The 12,699-nt window shown below is 66.3% G+C and carries 7 protein-coding genes; all 7 read left to right on the top strand.

Annotation, left to right across the window (positions count from 1 at the left end; translation table 11 throughout):
- On the top strand, positions 1-2,365 hold a 2,365-nt coding region (locus BEN49_RS03990), incomplete at its 5' end, for a TonB-dependent receptor (RefSeq protein ID WP_083325749.1).
- A 337-nt stretch (positions 2,366-2,702) separates the two neighbouring features.
- Positions 2,703-5,210 (top strand): nitrite reductase large subunit NirB, encoded by a 2,508-nt coding sequence (nirB, locus tag BEN49_RS03985; RefSeq protein WP_070741087.1) that lies wholly within the window; start codon positions 2,703-2,705, stop codon positions 5,208-5,210.
- A 137-nt stretch (positions 5,211-5,347) separates the two neighbouring features.
- On the top strand, positions 5,348-5,698 hold the full coding sequence (gene nirD / locus BEN49_RS03980; RefSeq protein ID WP_070741085.1) for a nitrite reductase small subunit NirD: 351 nt from the start codon (positions 5,348-5,350) through the stop codon (positions 5,696-5,698).
- A gap of 106 nt (positions 5,699-5,804) precedes the next feature.
- The gene (locus tag BEN49_RS03975; RefSeq protein ID WP_083325747.1) at positions 5,805-7,190 is read left to right on the top strand and encodes an MFS transporter; all 1,386 of its coding nucleotides are present in this window, start codon (positions 5,805-5,807) and stop codon (positions 7,188-7,190) included.
- Positions 7,191-7,346: 156 nt separating this feature from the next.
- Positions 7,347-10,853, top strand: coding sequence for a nitrate reductase (locus BEN49_RS03970; RefSeq protein ID WP_070741082.1), 3,507 nt, complete (start codon positions 7,347-7,349; stop codon positions 10,851-10,853).
- A 249-nt stretch (positions 10,854-11,102) separates the two neighbouring features.
- Positions 11,103-12,515 (top strand): rubredoxin, encoded by a 1,413-nt coding sequence (locus BEN49_RS26235; RefSeq protein ID WP_125916488.1) that lies wholly within the window; start codon positions 11,103-11,105, stop codon positions 12,513-12,515.
- Entirely contained in the window at positions 12,449-12,607 is a 159-nt protein-coding gene (locus BEN49_RS27575) for a rubredoxin (RefSeq protein WP_158022740.1), read from the top strand. Before BEN49_RS26235 ends, BEN49_RS27575 begins: the two co-directional genes overlap by 67 nt.
- Positions 12,608-12,699: the final 92 nt, after the last annotated feature.

Genomic DNA, 12,699 nt, shown 5'->3' with positions numbered 1-12,699 from the left:
GGCGGTGGCGGTGCGCGTGCTGGGCCAGGAAGGGGGCACTACTACGGCGGCCGACGGCACGTTTGCGCTCACCATCCGGGCCACGGGGCGGGGCGAGGCCGCTGTGCTGACGGTGCGCCGCCTGGGCTATCTGCCGCTGCGCCGGGCCCTGGTGCTGCCCGCCGACGCGGCCCGCCCGCTGGCCTTCGTGCTGCGCCCCGACCAGCAGGCGCTGGGCGACGTGACGGTGCGCGCCCGCCGCGACGCGGCCGACCCGCGCGAGGAAGTCAGCCTCACCCAAATCGACCCGCGCGACGTGAAAACGCTGCCCTCGGCGTTCGGCGATTTCAACATGATTTTGAAGACCCTCCCCGGCGTGGTGGGCAATAACGAGCTGAGCAGCACCTACAACGTGCGCGGCGGCAACTACGACGAGAACCTGGTGTACGTCAACGGCTTTGAGGTGTACCGGCCGTTCCTCGTCACGGGGGCCCAGCAGGAGGGGCTCAGCTTCATCAACCCCGACCTGGTGCGCAGCGTCGATTTCAGCGCCGGCGGCTGGCAGCCCAAGTACGGCGACAAGCTCTCGTCGGTGCTCGACGTGACCTATAAGGAGCCCGAGCAGTTTGCCGCCTCCGCCACCGGCAGCCTGGTGGGCGGCGCGGTGCACGCCGAGGCCCGCTCCAAAAACGGCCGCGTGAGCTACCTGGCCGGCGTGCGCTACAAAAACGCCCAGTACGTATTGTCCTCGCTGCGGCAGGCGCAGGGCGGCTACAACCCCACGTTTTTCGACGGGCAGGCCTTCGTGAACATCGGGCTGGGGCCCCAGGGCGACGTCCAGCGCACCACCCTGGGCCTGCTGGGCGTGGTGGCCCACAACGACTACCGCTTCACGCCCGAAACCGGGCAGGCCACGTTCTCGACCAACCCCAACCAAATCACGCGCGTGTTCATCGACTACCAGGGGCGCGAGCGGATGCAGTACGACACCTACCAGGGCGGCTTCAGCCTGAAGCACCGCTTCGCCCCCAACTGGCAGGGCGAGCTGCTGGGCTCGGCGCTGGTGTCGCGCGAGTTCGAGTACCGCGACGTGGAGGCGGCCTACCGGCTGGCCGACGTGAACCGCGACCCCAATTCGCCCGATTTCAACCAGGCCATCCGGCAGCGCAACGTGGGGGCCCAGTTTCAGCACGCCCGCAACTCGCTCACGGCCCAGGTGTTCACGGCCGAGGCCCGCACCCGCTGGACGCCTGGCCTGCACCACACGGTGCGCGCCGGGGCTAAAATTGGCCGCGAGAAAATCAGCGACACCCTCGACGAGTACACCTTTGCCGACTCGGCCGACTACGTGCCCGACGCCCGCCGCACCCGCCTGCGCACCGACCTGACGCTGCAAAGCACCCGCGCCCAGGGCTACGTGCAGGACACCTGGCGGCCCGATAGCCTGCGCACGCTCACCTACGGCCTGCGCGCCCACTACTGGACCACCAACGGCCAGCTCGTGTGGAGCCCGCGCGTGCAGTACGCCCAAACCAGCCGCCGCCACCCGCGCCGCACCTACAAGGTGGGGCTGGGAGCCTACGCCCAGCCGCCTTTCTACCGCGAGCTGCGCAACCAGCAGGGCGGGCTTAACCCCGAGCTGCGGGCCCAGCGCTCGTACCACCTCATCGTGGGCCGCGAGGAAACCTACACCTGGGGCGGCCGCCCGTTCAAGCTCACCACCGAGGCCTATTATAAGTACCTCACCGACGTGGTGCCCTACGACGTGGACAACGTGCGCCTGCGCTACTTCGCCAAAAACAACGCCCACGCCTACGCCGCCGGCTTCGACGCCCGCCTCAGCGGCGAGTTCGTGCGCGGGGCCGAGTCGTGGTTCAGCCTGGGCGTGCTCACGACCCGCGAAAACGTGGACGGCGACTCGGTGAACCGGGTGACGGGCACCACGGCCGCCGGGGCCCCCATCGTCACCCGCGAGGCCAAGGGCTACCTCCGCCGGCCCCAGGACCAGCGCGTGACGCTGGGCATCTTCTTCCAGGACCACCTGCCCGACAACCCCTCGGTGCGCGGCTACGTGAACGCCGTGTTCGGCACCGGCCTGCCCTTCAGCCCGCCCAACTTGCCCGACCTGCGCGGCCTCAGCGTGCTGGAGCGCAACTACTTCCGGGTCGATTTGGGCTTCTCGAAGGTGGTGTCGATGCGCAGCGGCCCGCCCCCGCACCGCTACGCGCTGCAAAGCCTGTGGCTGGGCCTGGAAGTGCTCAACGTGCTGGGCGCCAACAACGTGTCGGGCTACAGCTACTTGCAAGACGTGAACGGCCGCACCTACGCCGTGCCCAACTTCCTCTCGCAGCGTGTGGTGAACCTGCGCGCCATTGCCCGCTTCTAGCGGCCGGGGCCCCGGGGCCCGCATTATCAACGCGGAACAGAAAAACTTCCCCAGGGGCCCGGGACGGGTGCGCGCTGGCAACAAGCGGAAATCCTGGAAGCAGGACTGTGGATTTTACAGGGGCATTACTAAAATTTATATAATTTATTCCAATACCACTGCTTGTACGAAGGGGGTATTGGGTTAGATTTGTAAAATTCGCTGCTTAGCCCCTGCAATTCTATAGGGGCTTTGGTGTCATTGCTCTTCTCTAGCCGTTTGGTTCCCCGGCCACCGGTCATCCCACCCACCCTTACCCTTCGCGCTATTTGATTCTACTTTAACCCCCTGGTTCGGTATGGCCCCGCAGCACCTCCCCACCGTCGTTGTCATCGGCAACGGCATGGTCGGCTACAAATTTTGCGAGAAGCTCCTCGCCAAATCCGCCGCTTTTAACCTTGTCGTTTTCGGCGAGGAACCCCGCGTGGCCTACGACCGGGTGCACCTGAGCGAGTACTTCGGCGGCAAAACCGCCGACGACCTGCTGATGGCCCCCACGCAGTGGTACCACGACCACGGCATCACGCTGCACCTGGGCGACGCGGTGCAGGAAATCGACCGCGCCAGCCAAACGGTGCACTCGCGCGGCGGCCTGGTGCAGCCCTACGACTACCTGGTGCTGGCCACCGGCTCGTCGGCCTTCGTGCCCGACATTCCGGGCGTGGAGAAGGCCGGCGTGATGGTGTACCGCACCATCGAAGACCTGGAGGAAATCAAGGCCGCCGCGGCCACGTCCCGCGTGGGGGCCGTGCTGGGCGGGGGCCTGCTGGGCCTGGAGGCCGCCAAGGCCCTGCTCGACCTGGGCGTGGAGCAAACGCACGTCATCGAGTTTGCCCCGCGCCTGATGCCCCGGCAGATCGACGCCGCCGGCAGCGCCATGCTGCAAAGCAAGCTGGAGGCCCTGGGCCTGCAAATTCACCTCAGCAAGGCCACGGCCAGCATCGGCGGCAACGGCCGCATCGACGCGCTGCACTTCGGCGACGGCTCCATTCTGGAAGTGGACATGCTGGTGATTTCGGCCGGCATCCGGCCCCGCGACGAGCTGGCCAAGCTGGCCGGCCTGGAGGTGGGCCTGCGCGGGGGCATCACCGTCAACGACCAGATGCAGACCAGCGACCCGCGCATCTTCGCCATCGGCGAGTGCGCCCTGCACGGCGGCATGATTTACGGCCTCGTGGCCCCCGGCTACGACATGGCCGAGGTGGTGGCCAGCCAGCTCCTGCAAGGGGCCCGGGCCTTCACCGGCTTCGACATGAGCAGCAAGCTCAAGCTGATTGGGGTGGACGTGGCCAGCTTCGGCGACCCCTTTATTGCCGAGCCCCACAGCCGCAGCATCGTGTACGAAGACGCCCACAACGGCGTGTACAAGCGCATCAACCTCAGCCCCGATGGCAAGTACCTGCTCGGCGGCGTGCTCATCGGCGACGCCGACGCCTACAGCATGCTGCTGCAAACGGTGAACAACAAAATCATCCTGCCCCCGCACCCCGAAGACCTGATTTTAGGGGCCCGGGGCGGCGAGGGCTCCGACAGCGGCTCCAACGTGCTCGACCTGCCCGACGGCGCCCTGATTTGCTCGTGCGAGGCCGTGACGAAGGGCATGATCTGCGACGCCGTGACGGACCAGGGCATCACGACGGTGGACGCCATGAAGAAGTGCAACAAGGCCGGCACCGGCTGCGGCGGCTGCGTGCCCATGCTCAAGGACCTCATCAACGGCACGCTCACGGCGCAGGGGTCCTACATCAAAAACGTGCTCTGCGAGCACTTCGACTACTCGCGCCAGGAGCTGTTCGACCTGCTGAAAATCAACGATGTGCGCACGTACAGCGCGGCGCTCGACCAGTTCGGCGCCGGCGACGGCTGCGAAACCTGCAAGCCCGCGGTGGGCAGCATCCTAGCTGGGCTCTGGAACGACCTGATCGTGAAGCAAAACGTGATTCAGGACACCAACGACCGCTACCTGGCCAACATCCAGAAGGGTGGTTCCTACTCGGTGATGCCGCGCATGGCGGGCGGCGAGGTATCGCCCCAGCAGCTGATGACCATCGGCCGCATCGCCGAGAAGTACAGCCTCTACACCAAAATCACGGGCGGCCAGCGCATCGACATGTTCGGGGCCCACGTGAGCGACTTGCCCGACATCTGGGAGGAATTAATCAACGCCGGTTTCGAGAGCGGGCACGCCTACGGCAAGAGCCTGCGCACCGTGAAAAGCTGCGTGGGCAGCACCTGGTGCCGCTACGGCCTGCACGACAGCGTGTCGTTCGCCATCGAAATCGAGAACCGCTACAAAGGCATCCGCTCGCCCCACAAAATGAAAAGCGGCGTGAGCGGCTGCGTGCGCGAGTGCGCCGAGGCCCAGGCCAAGGACTTCGGCGTCATCGCCACCGAAAAAGGCTGGAACCTATACGTGTGCGGCAACGGCGGCGCCAAGCCCCAGCACGCCCAGCTGCTGGCCGGCGACATCGACAAGGAGACGCTCCTCAAGTACCTCGACCGGTTCATGATGTTCTACATCAAAACCGCCGACCCGTTGATGCGCACCGCCACCTGGCTCAACAAGATGGACGGCGGCATGGCTTACCTGCGCAACGTGGTGGTGAACGACAGCCTCGGCATCTGCGCCGACCTGGAGGCCGAAATCGAGCTGCTCATCAAAAACTACCACTGCGAGTGGAAAGAAGTGGTGGAAAACCCCGAGCTGCGCAAGCAATTCACCCACTTCGTGAACGCGCCGAAGGTGAAAGACCCGACAATGAAGTTCGAAACCATGCGCGGCCAGAAGAAGGTCGCGGAGTGGTAGGGTAGGGCTCCCAGTTGAGACGGGAGGGCCCGCCAGTAGGGCCCCCGCGCCCGGCCGTTAGGGCCCCCGCGCCGCGCTGGCTGAGCTAAAGTGGTGCGCCGCGCCAACCAAGACAACGTACTAACCGACAAATAATTATGGAAGCTGCAACCGCCGTGACCTGGCTGCCCGTGTGCAAAACCACCGACATCCCCGCCGACGGCGGGGCCTGCGCCTTGGTTGAAGGCGAGCAGGTGGCCATCTTCAACTTCGCCCGGCGCGGCGAGTGGTACGCCACCCAAAACCTGTGCCCCCACAAGCAGCAGATGGCCCTGGCCCGCGGCATGATCGGCAGCGCCGGCGAAACCCTGGAGCCCAAGGTGGCCTGCCCGTTCCACAAGCGCACCTTCTCGCTGCTGACGGGCGAGTGCCTGAACGCCGACGAGTGCGCCATCCAAACCTACCCGGTGAAGGTCGAGGGCGACGACGTGTACATCGGCTGGGCCTGATGCCCTGTAGCGCGGACTTTGTAGTCCGCGGCCCTCGCTTCGTCCTGCCGATTATCGCTCAAAAACGCGGACTACAAAGTCCGCGCTACACCTAAACCCACTGCTTATGGAGGCCACCGCTACCGCCCAACAGCCACTGACCCGGCTCAACATCTTCGCCGGCAAGGGCGTGCAGATGCGCACGTTTCACCTGACGTGGCTCACGTTTTTCATGTGTTTTTTCGGCTGGTTCGGCATTGCGCCGCTCATGCCGCTGGTGCGCGAGCAGCTGCACCTGGACAAGGGGCAGGTGGGCAACATCGTCATCGCCTCGGTGTCGGCTACCATTCTGGCGCGCCTGCTCATGGGCAAGCTCTGCGACACGATTGGGCCCCGGCTGGCCTACACCGGCCTACTGGCGGTGGGGGCCCTGCCGGTGATGCTCATCGGCCTGAGCCACAGCTACGAGAGCTTCCTGCTGTTCCGCTTGGCTATTGGCATCATCGGGGCTTCGTTCGTCATCACGCAGTTCCACACCTCCATGATGTTTGCGCCCAACGTGGTGGGCACGGCCAACGCCGTGGCCGGCGGCTGGGGCAACCTGGGCGGCGGCATCGCCAACATGCTGATGCCCCTGGTGGCCGCCGGCTTCGTGGGCCTGGGCTGGGTGACCAAGGCCGACTCGTGGCGCTACGCCATGGTGGTGCCCGGCGTGCTGCTGCTGGTGATGGCCGTGCTCTACTACCGCTACACCGAGGACACGCCCCGCGGCAACTACGCCGACATTCAGCGCGTGGCGCCGGTGAAAAAGGAAGGAACGTTTGGGCTGGCCATGCGCGACTACCGCACCTGGCTGCTGGCCCTGGCCTACGGCGCCTGCTTCGGCATCGAAATCACGATTGACAACGTGGCCGCCGTGTACTTCGTCGACCACTTCGGGGCCACGCTGGTGGCGGCCGGCCTGCTGGCGGGCATCTTCGGCGGCATGAACCTGTTTGCCCGGGCCCTGGGCGGCATCGTGGCCGACCGCGCCGGCCGCGCCTACGGCATGAAAGGCAAGTGGCTGCTGCTGAGCGCCATGCTGGTGCTCGAAGGCATCGGCATCGCCTTCTTCTCGCTGGCCCCGAGCCTGGCACTGGCCATCGCCTCGATGCTGGTGTTCGCGCTGTTCCTGAAAATGGCCAACGGCTGCACCTACTCCATCGTGCCGTTTGTGAACAAGCAGGCCATCGGCAGCGTGAGCGGCATCGTAGGCGCCGGCGGCAACCTAGGGGCCATGCTGGTGGGCTTCCTCTTCAAAGCCAAAGATTTGAGCTACAGCACCGCGTTCCTCTACATCGGCATCGGGGTGGCCGCCGTGGGGGCCCTGGTGCTGCTGGTGCGCCTCGTGGTGCGCGAGGCCGAAGCCCCCGCCGGGCCCCCGACGCGCCGCTGGCGCTGGCCGTTGCTTAATAAAATGGGGCCCCTGGTAAACAGTGCTAGGGGCCATTACGCTAAAGGCCATTATACGTAAGGCCGTTGTGCAAAAAGGCGGTCCTGCAGCGCGCAGCGAAGCATCTCTCCCGCCGCAGTAATCATAATTAGTTGAGCAGTAGAGATGCTTCGCTGCGCGCTGCATGACCGCCTTTAGGGCCGAATAAGCCCGATTGTTCAACCCATAATTCAACCCATGGCCACCAAAACCCCCGCGCTTCCCTCCATTTGCTGCTACTGCGGGGTGGGCTGCGGGGTATTGGTCGAGCCGCTGAAGAACGGCGACGTGGCCGTGGTGGGCAACCCCGACTACCCCGTGAACCGGGGCGCGCTGTGCAGCAAGGGCTTGAACTTGCAATATACCGTCAACGACCGCTCGGACCGGCTGCTGTACCCGCAGATGCGCTACAGCCGCCACCGCCCCTTGCAGCGCGTGGGTTGGGACGAGGCCCTGGCGCGCACCGCGGCGGTGTTCAAGACCTTTATTGAGCAGTACGGGCCCGATTCGGTGGCGTTTTATGCCTCTGGGCAATGCCTGACGGAGGAATATTACGTGCTGAACAAGCTCATGAAGGGCTTCATTGGCAGCAACAACCTCGACACCAACTCGCGCCTGTGCATGAGCAGCGCGGTGGTGGGCTACAAAATGGCCTTGGGCGAAGACAGCGTGCCCGTGTGCTACGACGACATCGAGCTGGCCGACTGCCTGCTGGTGGCCGGGGCCAACCCCGCCTGGTGCCACCCCATTCTCTGGCGCCGCGTGGAGGCCCACAAAGCCGCCAACCCGAGCACGAAAATCATCGTCATCGACCCGCGCGCCACCGACTCGACGGCCATCGCCGACGTGCACTTGCAGCTCATTCCCGGCACCGACGTGGTGCTGAACCAAGCCCTGGCGCGGGCCCTGATTGAGAATGGCGACGTAGACTTGACCTTCATCGAGCAGCACGCCGAGGGGTTTGAGGCCTACAAGGCCATCGTGTTTGAGCGTAGCTTGGCCGAGTCGGCGGCGCTGTGCGGGGTGGCGGAGGCCGACATTCGGCTGGCCGCCGGCTACCTCGGCGGGGCCCGGGCGTTCCTCTCAATGTGGACGATGGGGCTGAACCAGAGCGCGGTGGGCGTGGACAAGAACCTGAGCTTGCTGAATTTGCACCTCATCACCGGGCAGATTGGCCGGCCGGGCGCGGGGCCCCTGTCGCTCACCGGGCAGCCCAACGCCATGGGCGGGCGCGAGGTGGGCGGCTTGAGCAACCTGCTGCCCGCCCACCGCAACCTGGCCAACCCCGCGCACCGCGCCGAGGTGCAGCAGTTTTGGGGCAGTGGGCCCCTGGCCGACACGCCGGGCTACACGGCCACCGAGATGTTTGAGGCCCTGGAGGACGGCCGCCTCAAGGCCATCTGGATTTTGTGCACCAACCCCCTCACCAGCCTGCCCAACGCCCGCCAGGCCGAGGCGGCGCTGGCCAAGGCCAAGTTCGTGGTGGTGCAGGAAGTCAGCACCCAGCCCGAAACCCTGGCCTACGCCGACGTGATTTTGCCCGCCGCCGCCTGGGCCGAGAAGGAGGGCACCATGACCAACTCGGAGCGCCGCATCAGCCACCTAGTCAAGGCCGTGGACGCGCCCGGCGAAGCCCTACCCGACGCCGAAATCATCTGCCGCTTCGCCAGGGCCCTGGGATTTCCGGGGTTCGATTTCCCGAACGCCGAGGCCATTTACCGGGAGCACGCGCGCCTGACGGCCGGCACCACGCTGGACATTTCGGGGCTGACGTACGACATTCTGAAAACGCGCGGCTCGGTGCAGTGGCCGTACCGGGCCGGCCAGGCCGCCCCCGACACGGCCCGGCTCTTCACCGACCAGCAGTTTTACACCCCCTCGCGGCGGGCCGTCATTCACCCCGTGGCGGCCGCGTTCCGCAGCGAGGCCCCCGACGACGACTTCCCGTTCATCCTCACCACCGGCCGCATCCGCGACCAGTGGCACACGATGACCAAGACCGGCCGGGTCAGCAAGCTCAATCAGCACATTCCGCAGGCGTTCCTGGAGCTGCACCCGCAGGACGCCCAAACCCTGGGCGTGGCCGAGGACGACCTGGTGACGGTGACCTCGCGCCGGGGCGACGTGCGGGTGGCGGCGCGCCTGTCGGCCGGCATCCGGCCGGGCGTGGTGCTGCTGCCCATGCACTGGGGCAAGCGCCTGGGCTCGGACCTGAACCGGGCCAACAACGTGACCTCCGGGGCCCTGGACCCCGTTTCCAAGGAGCCCGACTTCAAGTTTTGCGCCGTGCAGGTGGCCAAGTACCGCAAGCCCCAGCAGCGCATCGTCGTCATCGGGGCCGGGGCGGCGGCCCACGGCTTCGTGCGCTCGTACCGGGCCCTGAACCAGGACGACGACATCATCATTTTCAGCAAAGAAGACCTGCCGTTCTACAACCGGGTGATGCTGCCCGATTACATCAGCGGCCACCAAAGCTGGGCGCAGCTGGTGAAAATGCAGGACCACGAGGAGCCCACCTTCCGCATCGACCTGCGCCGCGGCGTGGGCGTAACGGAAATCAACCGGGCCGGGCAGTACGTGGTGGACGCGCACGGCGCGCGCACCGACTACGACGTGCTGATTGTGGCCACCGGCAGCCGGGCGGCGGTGCCGCGGGGCGTGCCCGCGCTGCCCGGCATCTTCCTCGATGCGCAGCGCCGCGACGCGGACGCCTTCAAGGCCCACCTGCCCGCCGCCGGGGCCCACGTCGTCATCGTGGGCGGGGGCCTACTGGGGCTGGAAATGGCTGCCTCGCTGCGCGAAGGGGGCGTGCGGATTTCCATTATTCAGCGCACGTCGCGGTTTTTGGACCGGCAGCTCGACGCGCTGGGCAGCCAGCTTTTGCAGGAAGAAATGGCGGACCAGGGCTGCGAGCTGTACTTCAACGACGAGGTGGAGCTGTACTACGGCCGCGCGCGCCTCACCGGCGTGGGCCTGAAAAGCGGCCGCCGCCTCGACTGCGACGCCTTGATTTTGGCCATCGGCACGGCCCCCAACCTGGAGCTGGCCCGCGACGCCGGCCTGGCCTGCAAGCGCGGCGTGGTGGTGGACGCGCACCTGCAAACCAGCGACCCGCGCGTGTTCGCGCTGGGCGAAATCGCCGAGTTTGCGGGCGTGCTCTACGGTATCACGGCCGCCGTCGAGCAGCAGGCGGCCGTGCTGGCCCGCTACCTCAGCGGCGACGTGGGCAGCGCCTACCAAGGCAGCACGTTCATGAACATCATCAAAATCCACGGCTTCGACCTGTGCAGCATCGGCTTGCCCGAGCGCCCCAACACCACGGATTACGAAGAGATTGTGTTCATCGACCGGGCCCAGCGCTACTACAAGAAGTGCATCATCCACCAGGACCGCCTGGTGGGGGCCATCCTCATCGGCGACAAGGGCGAGTTCCAAGAATACCGCGCGCTCATCGCCAACAAAACCGAGCTGGGCGACCAGCGCCTCCAGCTGCTGCGCAGCGGCAGCAAGGCCGTGCCGGTGCTGGGCAAGCTGGTGTGCAGCTGCAACAACGTGGGCGCCGACAACCTGCGCCTGGCCATTGCCGGGGGCTGCGGCAGCGTGCCGGCGCTGGGCGCCGCCACCGGCGCGGGCACCGGCTGCGGCTCGTGCCGCCCCGAGGTGCAGCGGCTGTTGGAAGAAAGCCTGGTCAGCGTAGCCGTATGATTTGGACGCTTGTGAATCAAAGTTGCCTGGGGCCCTACAGGTGCCTGGGGGCCCATGCCCGGTCATATCTAGCTCCTACGCCCAGTCATGCGGAGCGAGCGAAGCATCTTTCCCGCGCAACTAATCATAATTACTGCTGCGGGAAAGATGCTTCGCTGCGCTCCGCATGACGGCCTAAAGTTTCTGCCTGACTGGATTAAAATCAGGACAGTCTAACAATAACGTTTACTCACCCCTAATTTTTCCACGTTGCCGCCCCAAACCCACGCCGTTACCATCAACTTCCCCGGCGGCATTGTGCCGGCCGGCGACCTGCTGGCCGTGCTCGAAGCAGCCGAGGCGGCCGAGGTGGAGCACCTGCAATTTGGCAACCGGCAGCAGCTGCTGTTTGAGGTGGCGGCCGGGCAGCGGCGCGCGCTGGTGCAGGCCCTGGCGAAGGCCGAGGTGCTGTGCGAAATCGACGCCGACCTGCACCCCAACATTAGCAGCTCGTACGTGGTGGAGGACGTGTTCCACCACACCACGTGGCTGCGCGAGGGCGTGTACCGCGACATCCTGGACCTGTTCGACTTCCGGCCGCGTCTGAAAATCAACCTAGTGGAGCGCCACCAGACGTTCGTTCCCTTCTTCACCGGCCACCTCAACTTCATTGCCTCCGACACGCCCAACTACTGGTACTTGTACGTGCGCTTCCCGGGGGCGGGCGCGCTGTACTGCTGGCCGGCGCTGGTGTATTCGGAGGATATTCCGGGCCTGAGCGGGGCGGTGGAGCGGGTGCTGTTGGCGCACCGCGACCAGTTTTTCGACCAGCCCGCCGCCGACGGGGCCCTGCTGCACCGCCTGGTGAGCGCCGCCCACCGCACGGTGTGGCAGCCGCTGGGCGCGCCGCTGGTGCTGCCGGCCTTCACGCTGCCCTACTACGAGGGCTTCAACCGCTATGGCAACAAGCTGTGGCTGGGCATTTACCGGCGCGACGAGCGGTTTGCGGTGGCGTTTCTCCAGGACGTGTGCCGGGTGTGCCTGGCCACGCGCCTCGGCCAGCTGTGCACCACGCCCTGGAAGTCGCTCATCATCAAAGGCATCGAGCTGGCCGACCGGGGCCGCTGGGACGTAGTGCTCCGCCAGCACCGCATCAACGTGCGCCACGCCGCCAACGAGCTGAACTGGCAGGTGGAGGACCGCTGCCCCGACGGCCTGGCCCTGAAGCACGAGCTGGTGCGCTACTTCAACGAGGAAGACGTCCGCACCTACCAGTTGTGCTTCGCCATCAAAACCAAGCCCAAAACCGGCCTGTTTGGCTCCATCGTCGTGCGCAGCCACTTCGACACGCTCACCCAGACCGGCCTGCACGCCGCGCAGTTCGAGATTTTGCACACCCGCGACTTCAACCCCAACAGCAAGGATTTCGTGAGCTTCCGCAAGAAGGTGGGCCGCGAAAACCTGGCCTGGTACCTCGCCCAGCTCTGCGACCAGTTCTACGAGCAGCAGGCCGCCGCCGGGGCCCCCGCCGCCGAGGAAACGCCCGCCCCGCCGCCCGCCGTGGAGCCGCCGCGCCCAACGAGCCGCCGCTGCACCAGTGCCCGCGCTGCCGCACCGTGTACGACGCAGCCTACGGCGAGCCGGCCCAGGGCATCGCGCCGGGCACGCCGTTCGACGCCCTGATTGGCTACGAATGTTCGACCTGCGGGGCCCCGGCGGCGCTGTTCGAAGCCGTGCGCACGCCGCACTTTCAAGCGGCGGAAACCACTCCGTAAGCCAGCGGTTGCCATATTGCGTCCCGTTAGGGGCCGCTGGCGGTGCCGCCCGGCTGCGCTGGCACGCTGCCTCACGTATGCTGCCCCTGGGG

The sequence above is a fragment of the Hymenobacter coccineus genome (assembly GCF_001816125.1).
Taxonomy (GTDB): Bacteria; Bacteroidota; Bacteroidia; order Cytophagales; family Hymenobacteraceae; genus Hymenobacter; species Hymenobacter coccineus.
The sequence above is the reverse complement of the archived record's forward strand: the minus strand, read 5'-3'. Positions and strand labels throughout refer to the sequence as shown.